Here is a 15,841-nt window from a genome sequence, read left to right as displayed (position 1 = left end):
TCAGAATTTAGCTAAAGTAAAATATTTTTCTGATTCACATCTAATATTTTTAGAAAATCATCTGTCGAAATTTGCTTAACTTCACAAATTTTATTGATCACTTTAAATAGTAAGGTTGGCATCCCATCATTTTGTTCTCTACCCATAAGCCATGAATATGATGAAGGGTTATCTGTCTCTATCAAGATCCTATCTAACGGTATTCGTCTAGTTATCTCTCTAATATGTTCACTAAATAGAATCTCAACACCTATTGAAAAATGGCCACCTAATGCCAAATATTTATCTAACACATCAAGATCTCCTGCATACCAGTGGACAATAAACCTATGTCGCTTATATCTTTCTAAAGTTTGCAAAACTTCTAGCTCTGCTCCACTTGTATGTAAGTTTAGTAATTTATTATCTACAGCTGAGTGCGAGACTATATACTCAAATACTTGCTGCTGATCATCAAATGGAGCCGCATAATCCAAAAACCTCTTATCTAAACCAATCTCTCCTATGTACTTACTCTCAAACAAGTATTTATCTAAAGACATTAGATCATGTACATATATATCCGCCTTCCATGGATGAATACCAAATGATGGAATAATAAAATTATACTTATCGCTTAAAGCTTTTATTAAAATATAAGAAGGAATACACATCGCTACAGATAAGAGCTTTATATTATGAGTTCGACACTCTGTAGCTACTTTACTTAAATCTTCTGATGAATATTTATCTGTATGAACATGCGCATCTAATATCATTTATATATACATTAATTTTTTCCAATGAATATAGCCGTATATTGCCACAATTAGATATATAAATGTAGTAATAGCAGCAAATGCTAAATCTTTGTACATATATAACAGCACATAAGTAGAATCAACAACCATCCATATCATCCAGTTATCTATTATTTTTCTGCTTGCTAGAAAAACACAAACAAGTGATGCCACACTTGTAAAACCATCCATATATGGCGTTGTTGAGTCTGTATAGTTTATGAGTAGCTGAGAAACCACCAAACCAAACACTCCAATACTTACTAAAACTTTTAACCAGCCAATAATTTTAAGTCTATGAACAACTACCTTTTTGTGACTAAAGTTAGGTTGCCAACTATACCAACCATACCCAAAACTAAATAAAAGAATTATCTGCAATATAGCATCAGCATACAATCCACTTATCGAAAACAATCCCGCACTCATAATCAAACCAACAATACCCACAGGCCAACCAATAACGTATAGCCCTGCCAATAAAAAAGTACACAAAAGATTGATAATCATAGTACAAAAATCAAGAAGATGAATCATGGCTCTATTAAAGATGAATTTTTAAACATTATAATAACTTGTATTTTTGAATAAAAAAACTGATGATCTAAATAATACAAATAACTAGCGTAAGCTATTAGTAAGATAAAGAAATAATTGACTATGTCTAAAAGCAGATATATTATCACTTATGCTTGTTATAACATATTTAATGTGAGGATCAAATCATGAAACTAAAAAAAATACTAACTGCATCTTTACTTGCAGCATCAGCATTATCACTAAGTAGCTGTTGGTTAGTTGTAGCTGGTGCAGTAGGTGCTGGTACAGTTGCTTATGTTGATGGTAAGTATTCAATGAACCTAGATGGTAGCCTAAAAGATGTTACTAATGCAACTCTTAAGGCTATTAGTGAAAATGATAACTTAGAAATCACTAAGAAAAATATAGCCCCAACTAAAACTGATATCAAAGGTAAAACTAAAGTAGGCTCTACTGATTTCTATGTTGAAATACGTGAAATTACTAAGAATGCATCAAAAGTAACTATCAAATTTGGTACATTTGGTGATCAAGCAATGTCAGCAACGCTAATGGGACAAATCCAAAAAGATCTATAATTTAAAGGTTAAACGATATGAATATCTTTAAAAAAATACTAGTTGTAACAGCAATATCCTTTTCAACATTAGCTCTTAATAGTTGTATCGTAACTGCTGTTGCTGTTGGTGGTGGTACTGTCGCTTATGTAGAAGGTAACTATTCTATGAATATAGAAGGTAACTATATTGCTGTATATAAAGCTGCTCTTAAGGCAATAAAAGATAACAACGACTTTGTTTTAGTATCTAAAGACACCGACACAACCAAACAAACAGCTGATATCGAAGGTGCTACAAAAATAGATAGCACAAGCTTTACAATAAAAATAGAAAGTCTTACAGATAAAATAGCTAAAGTAACTATTAAGTTTGGTAATTTTGGCGACCAAGCAATGTCATCGAAACTTATGGATCAAATTCAGGCTAACGTATACAAAGCTTCTTAGTAATGTTCAAAAAAGCTCGCTTTATTATTCTATCAGCTATCATTCTAATATCTCTTAATAGCTGTGTTGCTACTGCTGTTATAATAGGTGCTGCAGTTGTTGCAGGTGGCGCTGTATACTATGTAAATGGTGACTATATAATTGAAGTGCCCAAAGATATTCGCTCTGTATATAATGCAACTATCAAAACAATGCAAATGGATAAACAATATTCACTACTTAGCCAGTCATATAAAGATAAAACAGCAGAGATTAAAGCTTCACAAAATGGTAATGATGTAACGATTAAGTTAACTAGTCTAAGCACCCGCTCTACTGAAATAAAAATTCGAGTCGGAACTCTCGGTGATGAAAAGGATTCTATAAATATAGCAAATGCGATCACTAAAAATATAACCTAGATAAGTATTTATCCAATTTTGGTCAACTTTTACTTTTTAAAAACTTTCAAATATGTATAATTTGTGTTAATTCAGAAACCACTCAGTATTACTGTATTATCATGAGTAATAAAGTACTAGACACATATTACAAAAACAATCGCCATATATGGGTGTTGGTATTATCTGGAGCTATTATAGGTACATTGGTAGGCCTATTTGCAACATTTTTCCAACTAATCCTAGACTCTATTACTGAACTTAAAAAAATGCTGTTCTCTTTAAGTGGTGGTAATCTATTTGTTGAAATTATAATGTCTGTTACGCTAACTATAACTATGGTAGTGATATCAATTCTTATAGTTAGAAAATTTGCCAAAGAAGCTGGTGGTAGCGGTATCCAAGAAGTAGAAGGAGCGCTAAAAGGATGTCGAAAGCTCCGTAAAAGAGTAGTTCCTGTAAAGTTTGTGAGTGGACTTTTCTCTTTAGGTTCTGGTTTAAGCTTAGGTAAAGAAGGTCCTTCAATACACATGGCTGCTGCATTAGCTCAGTTCTTTGTAGATAAGTTTAGGCTTACCAAGAAATACGCAAATGCTGTAATATCTGCTGGTGCTGGTGCCGGTTTAGCTGCTGCATTCAACACCCCTCTTTCAGGGATTGTCTTTGTAATTGAGGAAATGAATAGAAAATTCAGATTTAGTGTTTCTGCAATAAAATGTGTTTTAGTAGCCTGTATAATGAGTACTATTGTTTCTAGAGCTATTATGGGCAATCCCCCTGCAATACGTGTCGAGACATTTAGTGCAGTTCCACAAAATACTCTTTGGTTATTTATGGTGCTGGGCATTATCTTTGGATATTTTGGACTACTATTTAACAAATCAATTATCAGAGTCGCTAACTTCTTTTCAGATGGGTCTAAAAGAAGATACTGGACTCTAGTTATAACTGTTTGTATCGTATTTGGTGTCGGTGTAGTACTTTCTCCAAATGCTGTAGGCGGTGGCTATATCGTAATAGCAAATGCCCTAGACTACAACTTATCTATCAAAATGCTTTTAGTTTTATTTGCGCTTCGTTTTGCCGGTGTAATTTTCTCATATGGGACTGGTGTTACAGGTGGTATATTTGCACCGATGATTGCTCTTGGCACTGTTTTTGGTCTTGCTTATGGTCTATCTATCGCTCAGCTTTTCCCTGAGTATAATATTGATGCTGGTGTCTTTGCTGTAGCTGGAATGAGTGCCTTATTTACTGCGACAGTAGGCGCGCCATTGACTGGTATTGTGCTAGTAATGGAAATGACTTGGAACTTCCACCTTTTACTTCCTTTAATGATAACCTGCTTTAGCGCATCGATGCTGACATATATCCATCATCAAAAACCAATATATGATACTCTATTAAGACGTACTATTTCTAATGAAAGAAAGCAGCAGGCAAAGGAAAAAAATGAGCGAAACCAAAAACCAGCTCCAAATACTCAAGGACAAACTATCACAAAAGAAGAAGTATAATCACGCAATTTCTCTAATGCATTGGGACTTGGAAACAGAGGCCCCTAAAAACTCAATCAACACCACATCTGAAGTTATTGGTTTTTTCAGTGAAAAAATCTATGAAATAACTAATAGTGAAGAAATAACTAAAAGCTTAAAGTGCTTAAATAACAACTTGTCAGCACTTGATGAGACTAACAAAAGGATTGTGTATCTAACAACAAAGCAAAAAGATAGACTAAGCAAAATACCAAAAGATGAGTATGTCGCATACAACAAACTACTATCACAAGCTCAAAATATTTGGACAAAAGCTCGTAAAGATAATGACTTTGAAGTATTTACTCCATATTTAGAAGAGATTATAAAGTATCAAAAAAAGTATGTCGAAAGAATTGGCTATAATGAGCACCCCTATGATGTGCTTCTTGATGATTATGAAGAGGGTATGACTGTTGCAAAATTAGAACCTTTCTTTGACAGTCTAAAAGAAAGAATTGTACCTCTTCTAGAAAAGATAAAAGATGCTAAACAAGTTAATACTAGCTGTATTGATAAACCGTATGATATCGATAAGCAAAAAGAGTATTCTCACAAAATAGCTAAGCAACTAGGATTTAACTTTGATAGCGGTATTCTAAAAGAAAGTGCTCATCCATTTACTCTAAACTTCAATAAATATGATGTCAGAATGACAACACGCTATATTGAGGATCTTTTTACTTCTTCATTATTTGGTACTATCCATGAAACTGGTCATGCCATGTACGAGCAAAATATCGGTGATAATATTTATGATACTATATTAGGCACTGGTGTTAGCTTAGGCATACACGAATCACAGTCACGATTTTATGAAAACTTAGTCGGTAAAAATAAAGCATTTTGGGATAGTAATTTTAGTGAATTAAAAAGCTTATTTGCTGAAAATTTGACTAGTGCTAATGAAGAAGACTTCTATAGAGCTATTAACAAAGTTAGCCCTAGCCTAATCCGTGTAGAAGCAGATGAATTAACATACTCTCTACATATACTAGTACGCTTTGAAATAGAAAAAGAAATCTTTGAAAAAAATCTCGATGTTAGCGAGCTACCAAAGTTATGGAATGATAAATATCAAAAATACTTAGGCATAATTCCAAATAACTTCTCTGATGGAATATTACAAGATGTACATTGGTCTGCTGGACTATTTGGTTATTTCCCAACTTATGCTCTTGGTAGTGCGTATGCTTCACAGATTTTTTACTACATGAATAAAGAATTTGATGTAAATGCTGCAATTAGAGAAAATAAGCTAGAGCTTATATTAAACTTCTTAAGTAAGCACATACACCGATTTGGTAGTCTAAAGCCCGCAGATGAAATAATATACAACATGTGTGGAGAGTGTCTAAACGCTAAATACTATATTAGTTATTTAGAGAAAAAATTCTCCAATATTTATAAGCTCTAACACATCTTAACTATCACTATACAAATCTACTTCTTTGGCAAGGTAAAAAGCAATATCTTTCTCATAGTACGCAGACTCATTTATAAATATAGGGTACCATTCTCCTTCAATATCTAGCAATCTATCTCCTCCATCTATTAACTCAAAAATAGGGCTACCACTACTAATAATCTGAAAATCTTTACCATGAAGAGCTTTATGAATTACTGCGTTGATATTACCCTCACTATCTCGCGGGTATTGAATAGTCTTAAATGGCTCGTACGCCTTACACTGCTTGACTTCAGGAGCATTACCATTATTTGATAATTCAATAAACTTTATTACTCCATTAACAATCTCTGTAGTTACCTCAATTGCATTGGGATCATAAATACTCGTATTAACAGAGCCTATTTCTATAGTTAAAGACATAGGAGCGATATTATTCATTGCCACACTTGTAATACTCCCGTGTTTAATTACTCTAAGATCATCTATTTGCTCAACTAAATAAGAGCATAGGTTATTAACAAATTGACTTTTACCGTCAGTAATAATAGTTTTGCCAAGATTTGAAGTTGTTGTATGCAGATCGACTAAAAAATCAACTGGAAAATTAGATTCTGAGCCATACATTTGATTAATTTCTCGAGCTCTTTGCATCTCATAACTATTCAACGAGATCTTTTTTAAGTCTTCCTCTGAAAAACAACGGTTTAGATCTTGATCTTTATATCTCTTACTTATCTCAAAAGCTTCTGGATTTGCCAATAATGGTATAACATCTAAAGACTTGGTTTTAGGAGGGTATTTCTCCATACGCTTGACTATATATATTCCAGTATATTCATTTCCATGAGTCCCACCAGACACTAGTAACTTATTAATTTTCATATTTAGGCAATATTTACCATTAAGTAAAACTATTATACATACAATTTTGTTATGAAAAGAACTGATTAAGTTTTTGAAGTCACAATGCTAGCCTTTGTAAGAAATATTAGCGATAATATAAAGCATTAAAATTCAATCATAGTATTTAAATGTCAAAACTAAATGCTTATTTTGGTGAGTATGGAGGTCAATTTGTACCACAAATACTTGTACCCGCTCTTGATCAACTAGAGCAAGAATTTATAAAAGCACAAGCTGATGAGGTTTTCAAACAGGAGTTTAGAGAGCTTTTAAAAGAGTATGCGGGCAGGCCCACAGCTCTGACAAAAACTAGAAATATAGTCAAAAACACAAAAACCAAACTATATTTAAAGCGTGAAGATCTACTACACGGTGGTGCTCACAAAACTAACCAAGTACTTGGTCAGGCTCTACTTGCCAAGAGAATGGGTAAAAATGAGATAATTGCAGAAACAGGTGCTGGGCAACATGGTGTTGCTACTGCTTTGGCTTGTGCACTACTTGATCTAAAATGCAGAGTATATATGGGTGCTAAAGATGTGGAACGTCAAAGTCCTAATGTCTTTAGAATGAAGTTAATGGGTGCTGAAGTCATACCTGTACATAGCGGTTCAGCAACACTTAAAGATGCTTGTAACGAAGCACTAAGAGATTGGTCTGCAAACTATAATAAAGCTCACTATTTATTAGGTACTGCTGCAGGACCCCACCCTTTTCCGACAATTGTTAGAGAATTTCAAAGAATGATTGGTGAAGAAACCAAACAACAGATCCTTGCCAAGGAAGGTAGATTACCTGATGCTGTGATTGCCTGTGTTGGTGGTGGTTCAAATGCTATTGGAATGTTTGCTGATTTTATTGATGAAACCAGTGTAAAACTGATAGGTGTAGAACCTGCTGGTAAAGGTATCGAAACTGGTGAACATGGAGCGCCTCTCAAGCACGGTAAAACTGGTATATTTTTTGGCATGAAAGCACCATTGATGCAAAATACTGATGGTCAGATTGAAGAATCATACTCTGTATCAGCCGGACTAGATTTTCCATCTGTAGGCCCACAACACGCCCATTTACTAGCAATAGGTCGTGCTGAATATGCATCTGCTACTGATGATGAAGCGTTAGATGCTTTTAAATTGCTCTGTAAGAAAGAGGGAATTATCCCAGCTCTAGAATCATCTCACGCCTTAGCATATGCTCTTAAACTTGCTTATAAAAATCCTGATAAAGAGCAACTTTTGGTTGTTAATTTATCTGGGCGTGGTGATAAAGATATTTTTACAGTGCATGATATTTTAAAAGAAAAGGGAGAGATTTAATGACAAATAGATACACAACCCTTTTTGCAAATTTAGAGAAAAGAAATGAAGGAGCTTTTATACCTTTTGTAACAATTGGAGACCCGAATAAAGAACTCTCTCTTGAAATTATCGATACTCTAGTTAGCTCAGGTGCTGATGCTCTTGAGTTGGGTATACCTTTTTCAGATCCCTTAGCAGATGGGCCAACAATTCAAGAAGCAAATATTCGTGCTCTGGAGAGTGGAATAACCCCTAAAGATTGTTTTGATATTCTCACAAAAATAAGAGTAAAATACCCTCATATCCCCATTGGCTTATTGCTTTATGCTAATTTAGTTTATGCAAATGGTATAGAGAATTTTTATCAAAAATGTTTAGCTGCAGGTGTTGATTCTATACTTATAGCTGATGTACCAGCTCATGAATCTAAAGAGTTTCGTGATATTGCTAAAAAAGTAGGTATCTCTCAGATATTTATTGCTCCACCTGATGCTAGTGAGACTACTCTTAAACAAATTTCTGAACTTGGAAGTGGTTATACGTATTTACTATCGAGAGTTGGTGTAACAGGTGCGGAAACTGCAGCAAATATGCCAGTGGAAGATGTACTGTCTAAACTTAGAGAATATAATGCGCCTAAGCCAGTTTTAGGCTTTGGTATCTCTAAACCTGAGCAGGTACAACAAGCTATCAAAGCAAGTGCTGCTGGTGCAATTTCAGGTTCTGCAACAGTAAAAATAATTCAAACCAATCTCTCAAATAAAGAAAAAATGCTTAGCGAGCTTGAATGTTTCGTTAAAGAAATGAAAGCTGCAACTAAAAATAATTAAAGACTACTTTGTTTCTGTAAATTATAATTCTTTCTCCAAGTTATATAGCCATAGATAGCATTTATTAATGCTACAATTTTGGTAATAATAACAGGAATAATTGCAATAGTAATTGCTGAATCCAAAATCCCATCAACCCAAATTGAAATTGTCAAAACATCTACAGCCAACCACAATATCCAAAATTCTTTAAATAACAATACTGTAAGTATAAAAGCTATAATTGAAGTAACTTCAACAATAGCATCTGCGACCAACCCCACATTTTGACCAAAATATAGATGTAAAACAAAGTACCCATATATAGTAGATACCACAGCTATAAAAGCCAAAATACTTATAAACTGTAATCTCGTTAATTTTTTAATTTTTATATGTTTTTCTTTAGTTGTGTTTTTGGGTCTAGTCCAGTTATACCAACCATAAAACTGTATTGGACACAAAAAAAGTACCGCAAGAAGTAATTGACCATAAACTTGATTTTGATACGAGATTACAGCGTACATAATTGCTGCTATAAGCCCTAAAACATAGTTAAAAACCTTCCCTTTAGCTGCCAATATCAGGTTTGTAATGCTGATAACAGAAAATACTAGTATAAATGCGCTACTCCCACTGATAGATGCCGCAACAACAGTTAATACTATACAGCTAACTAGCCAGCTAACCTCTCTTTTGCTCCAGCCAGTAAAAGTATTTTGTAACATACTCATTTTATAACTTAATAGAATATTTAGGATTGTATTTTAGAACTCTTGATATCAAGCTACAAGGATTATTTCATAGCTATAGATAGAAACTTGTCTATTTATTTATGAAACTATAAATATACTTAGACAAAACTTTATGAGTATAGCTAGTTGGATGCACCTGTCCGGCAAAAAGATATTTATCATATCTACCACTGACATAATCTTTTGGAATACAAGTAAGAGCATTTGGACCATCAAAGTCACACGCAGAGTGTGTTACATCAGAGAAGTTATACTCCACACCTTTTACTTTTATTTTTCTATCTTTAACAATAGTATTGAAAAACTTTTGAGCATCAATGATACTTACAGAATCAGGCAGGATATTGCTTGCAAGCTTCTCATTAAATGCTCTAGATAGTGAGTTGAATAACTCCACTTTAAAACTCTTAGCATCTATTCCATTTTCTGTTGCGGCTGGAGTTATACCTAAATCAGGCAAGTTAACTACAAATATATTTCTAGGTTTTGCTCCATGCTTAATCAAATATCTTACATCACTTGCTATATCTTCAGCAGCGCTTTCTACTTTTATTATCTCATGGTCAGGCAATACTTCACCTGTGACTTTATATTTCATAAGATAGTATATCTTTGACAATATTGAGCGATTATCTGCGAAATATCCTAATTGAATAAAAAGATTATTAGCTCCTCCCCAAATAATATAAATACTATCAGGATCTGCCTTGTTCTGATGTTGCTTCAGATAACTATCAATTTGGTTATGCTTTTGAATATCCTCTTGTCCAACTGGACAGTTTTCACCCTCTCTCAAAGGTCCTAGTGGAGGTGGAGTATAGTCACCCTTATTACCAAGCCCTTTACAAACTGTCGTAGCTCCTCCAGCAGCATAGTTGTTGCCATCTAAAACAGGTTTCACTGATCTGTTGATGTTTTCACTTGGTGTATAAATATTATTTGGTGTAGATGAAATCTGATTATCTTGAGACAAAAACTGTATCCAAACAGTGTTACCTTTATCTGGACTTGTGAAGGTCGGTTGTTTAATCTCTTTCAAGTCGCCGGGAATTAGTGGCCAGCCACTATCTATATTGTGAAAATTATTTGCATATCCAGAGTCACTCAAACTATCACCAAAGATAACTATATTCTCTAGTTCTTGTGCAAAAGCTCCACTGTAAAAAAAATAGCAAATAATCAAAGTAAAGAAAGCTTTTTTATTCATATTTTATATAAAACTCTATAACAGGTATGGATAATAGTACCTAAACAAAGCTTGTAAAGCCATATGGAGAGCCTCATCAAAACAACACTAAAACTTATATATATTTTTTTTCCAATAAGCATAATTTATTACTTGAAAAACAGCAAAGTATCCTTAAATATATAACAGATACTATTTCTTAGGGGGAAATAATGGATATAAATAAATTTACAATAAAACTACAGGAAGCATTAGCAGAAGCTCAATCTTATGCTTTTCAGCAGAAAGCGACTGAGTTTACATCAGCACATATGCTGAAAGCTCTTTTGGAGCAAAATGATAGCGTTGCTATAGCTATATTAAGCGTTTGTGGCGTTGATACACAGAAGTTTGTAAAAGCTGTCAATGATATGGTTGATGGCGTTGCTGTATTATCTGGAGAAGGTAATCCTCAAATCACGCCATCTAGAGATCTGATAGCCACACTACATAAAATGCAAGATTTAGCTAATAAGAATGGTGATGAATTTATCTCAAGTGAGATTTTCCTATTAGCTTCTATAGAAGACAAAAGTTTAACTGGACTGTACAGTAAGTTTGGCATTACAAAAGAAAAACTTATAAAAGCAGTCAATGATTATCGTGGAGGGGAAAAAGTGAGTAGTCAAAATCAAGAAGATATGAAAGGTGCATTAGACAAATACACAGTAGATCTAACAGATCTAGCTAAAAAAGGCAAAATCGATCCGATTATCGGTAGAGATAGTGAAATACGTAGGACTATACAAGTATTACAAAGAAGAACCAAGAACAACCCTGTGCTTATAGGTGAGCCTGGTGTTGGTAAAACTGCTATTGTAGAAGGTTTAGCTCAACGAATAATTAATAATGAAGTCCCTGAAGGCGTCAAAGGCAAGAAAGTATTATCTTTGGATATGGGTGCATTATTAGCTGGTGCTAAATTTAGAGGAGATTTTGAAGAGAGATTAAAATCTGTACTAAAAGAACTATCAAAGCAAGAAGGTAATGTAATTCTATTTATAGATGAGTTACATACTATGGTTGGAGCAGGTAAAGCAGAGGGCTCTATGGATGCTGGCAATATGCTTAAACCAGCTTTGGCTAGAGGTGAGCTAAAATGTGTTGGTGCAACGACTTTAGATGAATATCGTGAGTATGTTGAAAAAGATCCTGCACTTGAAAGAAGATTCCAAAAAGTGCTTGTTGATGAACCAACTGTTGAAGATACTATTGCTATACTTAGAGGTCTGAAAGAAAGATATGAGTTGCACCATGGTGTAAACATTACAGACTCTGCTATTGTGAGTGCTGCTACATTATCACATAGATATATCACAGATAGACAACTGCCTGATAAAGCTATTGATTTAGTGGATGAAGCAGCTAGCCAAATTCGTATGGAAATAGACTCTAAACCTGAAAAAATGGAGAGCTTGTACCGTAGAATTATTCAGCTAAAAATGCAACGTGAGCAGTTAAAAAAAGAAAAAGATGACGCTACCAAGAAGCGTTTAGAAATACTAGAGGCTGAAATCAAAGGCTTAGAGTCTGAGTATCAAGGCTTTGAAGAACTTTGGAAAGCTGAGAAGCTTAAAATGCAAGGCACAAGCAAGCTAAAAGAAGAACTTGAAAAAGCCAAGTTTGAGCTTGAGAAATATCAAAGAGCTGGTGATCTAAGCAAAATGGCTGAGTTACAATACGGTAAGATACCAGAGCTTGAAGCTCAAATTAAACAAATTGAAGATACTGAAGCAGAACCTTCTGAAAATAAACTAGTCAGAACATCTGTCACAGAGAATGAAATTGCCGATGTCGTTTCTAAAGCTACGGGGATACCTGTATCTAAAATGATGGAAGGTGAAAAAGATAAACTTTTAAATATGGAAAGCTTCCTGCATAAGAGAGTAATTGGTCAAGACCAAGCTATAAAAGCAGTATCCAATGCTGTGAGAAGATCTCGTTCTGGCTTATCTGATCCAAATAGACCAATAGGCTCATTTATGTTCTTAGGTCCAACAGGTGTAGGTAAAACAGAGCTTACAAAAGCCTTGGCAGAATTCTTATTTGATGATGAAGATGCAATGCTTAGAGTTGATATGTCTGAATTTATGGAGAAGCACTCTGTAGCTAGGCTAATCGGTGCACCTCCGGGATATGTAGGTTATGAGCAAGGTGGTTATCTAACTGAGCATGTTAGAAGAAAGCCTTATTCTGTAATCTTATTAGATGAGGTTGAAAAAGCTCACGCAGATGTATTTAACATCTTGCTACAAGTATTAGATGATGGGCGACTAACTGATGGTCAAGGTAGAACAGTAGACTTCAAAAATACTGTAATAGTTATGACATCTAACCTTGGTTCGCATAGAATCCAAGAAATGCAAGGTCAAGACTATGACACAGTCAAAGATGCTGTAATGGAAATGGTACTTAGCCACTTCAGACCAGAATTTGTAAATAGAGTTGATGATGCTATTGTATTTGAACCACTGAACAAAGAGATGATAACTGAAATCGCTAAGATACAAATCAAGCGTTTAGAAAAGCGCTTAACTGATTTAGAGATTGCTCTAGAGGTGTCACCAAAAGCTATGGATAAGTTAGCAGATGCTGGTTTTGATCCTGTATTTGGTGCTAGACCATTAAAACGAGCTATACAAAATAACTTAGAAAATCCTCTTGCTCTTAAGTTACTCGATGGAGAATTTAAAGCTGAAGATAAAATAGTTGTTGATACCGACGCTGACAACAATATTACTTTTTCTAAGTAAATTCTACTGTATATTCCTTTAATTTTCTCTTTTTAGTTGGTAAAAATTGATAAATAGTTATTAATTTTTACCAATTTATTATTCTTTGGTTAAATTATATAATAGTAACCTATTTTTATATAAAATTTAAAAGACCATATTTGGAGAAATTATATGAATCTAAAATATAAAAAACTCTTACTCAGTTCATTGTTGGCAACATATGGAGCTACAGGTTATGCTTCAGCTGTAGACTATAAAGCTGGGACCAGCTACTCTAAAGGTCAAGAAGTTAATAATGCAGAATCTTGCTATGTATGTAACATCCCTGGATGGTGCTCTTCTTCAGCTGCTTGGGCTTATGAGCCAGGCAAAGGTACTGCTTGGCAAGAAGCTTGGACAGAAGGATGCAAAGATCCTGGTCCATCTCCAGAACCAACTGCAGAGAAAACGGTTTCCGTTAAAATATCAGGAGATAGTTTACCTAGTGATGCAAAAATTGAATTCTCAGCAAACAATACATCTTATACAGTTGTAAATAATCAGGTAACTTTACCATACTCTGATAGTCAGCCTACCCATTACATAATTAGTGTAAGCAGTGGCTCAATTTCTCCTGACTTCTTTGATATGACTAAAGACTCCACTAATGTGCCATTAAAATACAAGAAAGCAACACCTCCATCTCCAGGTAAATGTGATGCTATACCAAGTAATGTACAAGAATATACTCCTGCAGCATCAGGCTACTCTGCCAAAGCTTTCGTTAGATTTGAAGGAAGTATTTATGAAAATATGAAATGGTGGACTGATCAGTCACCCAAAGAAGCTCCTGATTTTTGGACATTATGTGGAGACATAATTCAAGCTCAAGTAAATGTCAAAACAACAGGTATACCTCAAACTATAGATAAAATCGAGGTTAAAATTGATTCTCAAACATATACTATAAACCCTAACGACCCAACTCCTATAACAGTAGCGAAGGGTTCTCATAATGTTTCAGTTAGTAATGTCTTAAGCTCTGATGGCTCAACGAACTACGTTGCTAAAACTATTACACCTAACCCTATTGAAGTTAATGAAGAAAGTAAAAATATAAATTTAAATATAGCATTTGAAGCAGAAGATGTTAAACCTGCTAATGTTAGCTTCAATGTCAAGTTCCCTGAAGATGCTACACCAACTAAGACTGTGAATGCACAGAGAATATCTTCTACTGGAGATGTATATGGTGACTCTATAAACTTAGACAATGGTTCAAATACAACAAGCATCCCATCAAGAGGAGAGTTTATTATTAAACCTGGCACATTTAAATCAGGAGGTACTACTTATCAAGCAAATAGTATAACTATCGTAGATGGTCAAATTAAAGGTAATGACACAATTAATTACGAAGCTGCAGGTGCTTGGCCAGAGAAATCTATGGTTGGATACTGGGGTACTTGGACTTGGGGTCAAAGTCCAGAATTGGTAGAAAAATTAAGTGATTTTGCCGATTACTACAATGTAATAATCCCCGGGTTTTTGAAAGTCTCTGGGACTGATGTGCAAGGATTCTATGATCCTGTGAACCCTGAGTATCTCAGTCAAGCGATAGCAAAAGTTCATGCTAAAGGTGCTCTATTTATAGCATCTACGGGTGGACTAACAAACACATGGAATCCAACACTATCTAACGATAATACGGTATTAGCAGAGAATATTGTAAACTACCTTGCAGAAAACAACATGGATGGTTTTGATTTTGATCTTGAAGGATCTTCTATAAAAGGTACTACTACATGGCAAAATCAAATCAAAGATGTAATATCAAAAATGCGTGAGTATGCAGAAAGTGATAAAATGAAAGACAAATTCCCAAGAGGCTTCTACATCACAGCAGCTCCTCAAACATATATAGATACAGGAGTTCCTGCAAACATATACTGGACAGCAACAGGTGGCGCTTACAATATTTTCAAAGATATGCTTCCTACTGATGCTTGCGGTGGTAATGTCTGTTTTGATGCTCTTCTAATTCAAAACTACAATAATAAAGCCCCAGACTGGACAAATGAAGCACCAACGCTATCAATGAAAATAGCATCAGACTCACTGAAGACTGCTAACAATACAAAAACAAAAATAGTTATAGGTGATGACTTTGCTCCTAGTGAACATAGCTACGCTACACCAGAAGAGTTAAAGGCAGCATATACTACAGGAGATAGCGAAGGTTCTGCTCTTAATAGTTATGATAACTTCTCTGGATTTATGGTTTGGTCTTTAGGACAGAACCCTTCAACAATTGACCCTCTAGACTTTGGTAAACAGATTACTGAGTTCTATCCTCTAGCAAAGAAGTAGTCTTTTCTAAAAAAACAAAACTGTACTTATCTCTTAGCTTTTATTAGTTAGCAACTTCGACATTTTTAAATTACTTAGTTGTTAATATTTGCGATATTCGATATATTTTT

Annotated in this window: 14 protein-coding genes; 9 read left to right on the top strand and 5 right to left on the bottom strand. The window is 34.4% G+C overall.

All coding sequences use genetic code 11. The annotated features are described in order from the left end of the window. Positions 1-11: 11 nt before the first annotated feature. Positions 12-758: a TatD family hydrolase gene (locus F0R75_RS09180; protein ID WP_149368935.1), complete on the bottom strand. Its 747-nt coding sequence runs from the start codon at positions 756-758 to the stop codon at positions 12-14. Beyond that, on the bottom strand, positions 759-1,316 hold the full coding sequence (gene pnuC, locus F0R75_RS09175; RefSeq protein WP_149368936.1) for a nicotinamide riboside transporter PnuC: 558 nt from the start codon (positions 1,314-1,316) through the stop codon (positions 759-761). A 188-nt stretch (positions 1,317-1,504) separates the two neighbouring features. On the opposite strand from pnuC (F0R75_RS09175), the gene F0R75_RS09170 reads away from it, so the two are divergent. The 5 genes from F0R75_RS09170 to F0R75_RS09150 all read left to right on the top strand — a co-directional run bounded on the left by F0R75_RS09170 (position 1,505) and on the right by F0R75_RS09150 (position 5,660). Then, entirely contained in the window at positions 1,505-1,897 is a 393-nt protein-coding gene (locus F0R75_RS09170; protein ID WP_146421497.1) for a DUF3568 family protein, read from the top strand. A 17-nt stretch (positions 1,898-1,914) separates the two neighbouring features. Continuing rightward, positions 1,915-2,325 carry a DUF3568 domain-containing protein gene (locus F0R75_RS09165; RefSeq protein WP_149368937.1) on the top strand — a complete coding sequence of 137 codons (411 nt, stop codon included), beginning with the start codon at positions 1,915-1,917 and terminating at the stop codon, positions 2,323-2,325. 2 nt (positions 2,326-2,327) lie between these two features. Further along, positions 2,328-2,726 (top strand): DUF3568 family protein, encoded by a 399-nt coding sequence (locus F0R75_RS09160; RefSeq protein WP_149368938.1) that lies wholly within the window; start codon positions 2,328-2,330, stop codon positions 2,724-2,726. 101 nt (positions 2,727-2,827) lie between these two features. Next, positions 2,828-4,222, top strand: a complete 1,395-nt coding sequence (clcA, locus tag F0R75_RS09155; protein WP_149368939.1) for a H(+)/Cl(-) exchange transporter ClcA — start codon at positions 2,828-2,830, stop codon at positions 4,220-4,222. Then, the gene (locus F0R75_RS09150) at positions 4,158-5,660 is read left to right on the top strand and encodes a carboxypeptidase M32 (RefSeq protein WP_149368940.1); all 1,503 of its coding nucleotides are present in this window, start codon (positions 4,158-4,160) and stop codon (positions 5,658-5,660) included. The genes clcA and F0R75_RS09150 overlap by 65 nt, the downstream gene beginning before the upstream one ends. 6 nt (positions 5,661-5,666) lie before the next feature. Here the strand turns inward: F0R75_RS09150 and F0R75_RS09145 are convergent, their stop codons facing one another. Further along, a complete protein-coding gene (locus F0R75_RS09145; protein ID WP_149368941.1) occupies positions 5,667-6,536 on the bottom strand; it encodes an aspartoacylase in 870 nt (289 codons plus the stop codon). A gap of 149 nt (positions 6,537-6,685) precedes the next feature. On the opposite strand from F0R75_RS09145, the gene trpB reads away from it, so the two are divergent. Both trpB and trpA read left to right on the top strand, forming a co-directional pair. Then, positions 6,686-7,876: a tryptophan synthase subunit beta gene (gene trpB, locus F0R75_RS09140; protein WP_149368942.1), complete on the top strand. Its 1,191-nt coding sequence runs from the start codon at positions 6,686-6,688 to the stop codon at positions 7,874-7,876. Further along, a complete protein-coding gene (gene trpA, locus F0R75_RS09135) occupies positions 7,876-8,688 on the top strand; it encodes a tryptophan synthase subunit alpha (RefSeq protein WP_149368943.1) in 813 nt (270 codons plus the stop codon). Before trpB ends, trpA begins: the two co-directional genes overlap by 1 nt. Here the strand turns inward: trpA and pnuC (F0R75_RS09130) are convergent. Together pnuC (F0R75_RS09130) and F0R75_RS09125 are read right to left on the bottom strand one after the other, a co-directional pair. Further along, positions 8,685-9,401 (bottom strand): nicotinamide riboside transporter PnuC, encoded by a 717-nt coding sequence (gene pnuC, locus F0R75_RS09130; RefSeq protein ID WP_146421505.1) that lies wholly within the window; start codon positions 9,399-9,401, stop codon positions 8,685-8,687. The two genes, trpA and pnuC (F0R75_RS09130), sit on opposite strands and share 4 nt — an antisense overlap. Before the next feature lie 91 nt (positions 9,402-9,492). After that, positions 9,493-10,629 carry an SGNH/GDSL hydrolase family protein gene (locus tag F0R75_RS09125; protein WP_149368944.1) on the bottom strand — a complete coding sequence of 379 codons (1,137 nt, stop codon included), beginning with the start codon at positions 10,627-10,629 and terminating at the stop codon, positions 9,493-9,495. 191 nt (positions 10,630-10,820) lie between these two features. Here F0R75_RS09125 and clpB point away from each other — a divergent pair, with 191 nt between their 5' ends. Both clpB and F0R75_RS09110 read left to right on the top strand, forming a co-directional pair. Continuing rightward, on the top strand, positions 10,821-13,400 hold the full coding sequence (clpB, locus tag F0R75_RS09120; protein ID WP_149368945.1) for an ATP-dependent chaperone ClpB: 2,580 nt from the start codon (positions 10,821-10,823) through the stop codon (positions 13,398-13,400). Positions 13,401-13,553: 153 nt separating this feature from the next. Further along, positions 13,554-15,731, top strand: a complete 2,178-nt coding sequence (locus F0R75_RS09110) for a glycosyl hydrolase family 18 protein (protein WP_188030135.1) — start codon at positions 13,554-13,556, stop codon at positions 15,729-15,731. The last annotated feature ends 110 nt before the right edge of the window (positions 15,732-15,841 follow it).

It is taken from the genome of Francisella marina (assembly GCF_008369785.1).
GTDB classification, from domain to species: domain Bacteria; phylum Pseudomonadota; class Gammaproteobacteria; order Francisellales; family Francisellaceae; genus Francisella; species Francisella salimarina.
Note: the sequence above shows the minus strand (reverse complement) of the source record. Positions and strands in the feature narration are given on the sequence as shown.

What these genes read in the sequence shown, in the direction of transcription:
- F0R75_RS09145 (WP_149368941.1), bottom strand. Translation starts at nt 6,536, where the DNA reads ATGAAAATTAATAAGTTACTAGTGTCTGGTGGGACTCATGGAAATGAA.
- F0R75_RS09110 (WP_188030135.1), top strand. Translation starts at nt 13,554, where the DNA reads ATGAATCTAAAATATAAAAAACTCTTACTCAGTTCATTGTTGGCAACA.
- pnuC (WP_146421505.1), bottom strand. Translation starts at nt 9,401, where the DNA reads ATGAGTATGTTACAAAATACTTTTACTGGCTGGAGCAAAAGAGAGGTT.
- trpB (WP_149368942.1), top strand. Translation starts at nt 6,686, where the DNA reads ATGTCAAAACTAAATGCTTATTTTGGTGAGTATGGAGGTCAATTTGTA.
- F0R75_RS09180 (WP_149368935.1), bottom strand. Translation starts at nt 758, where the DNA reads ATGATATTAGATGCGCATGTTCATACAGATAAATATTCATCAGAAGAT.
- pnuC (WP_149368936.1), bottom strand. Translation starts at nt 1,316, where the DNA reads ATGATTCATCTTCTTGATTTTTGTACTATGATTATCAATCTTTTGTGT.
- trpA (WP_149368943.1), top strand. Translation starts at nt 7,876, where the DNA reads ATGACAAATAGATACACAACCCTTTTTGCAAATTTAGAGAAAAGAAAT.
- F0R75_RS09160 (WP_149368938.1), top strand. Translation starts at nt 2,328, where the DNA reads ATGTTCAAAAAAGCTCGCTTTATTATTCTATCAGCTATCATTCTAATA.
- F0R75_RS09170 (WP_146421497.1), top strand. Translation starts at nt 1,505, where the DNA reads ATGAAACTAAAAAAAATACTAACTGCATCTTTACTTGCAGCATCAGCA.
- F0R75_RS09165 (WP_149368937.1), top strand. Translation starts at nt 1,915, where the DNA reads ATGAATATCTTTAAAAAAATACTAGTTGTAACAGCAATATCCTTTTCA.
- F0R75_RS09125 (WP_149368944.1), bottom strand. Translation starts at nt 10,629, where the DNA reads ATGAATAAAAAAGCTTTCTTTACTTTGATTATTTGCTATTTTTTTTAC.
- F0R75_RS09150 (WP_149368940.1), top strand. Translation starts at nt 4,158, where the DNA reads ATGAGCGAAACCAAAAACCAGCTCCAAATACTCAAGGACAAACTATCA.
- clpB (WP_149368945.1), top strand. Translation starts at nt 10,821, where the DNA reads ATGGATATAAATAAATTTACAATAAAACTACAGGAAGCATTAGCAGAA.
- clcA (WP_149368939.1), top strand. Translation starts at nt 2,828, where the DNA reads ATGAGTAATAAAGTACTAGACACATATTACAAAAACAATCGCCATATA.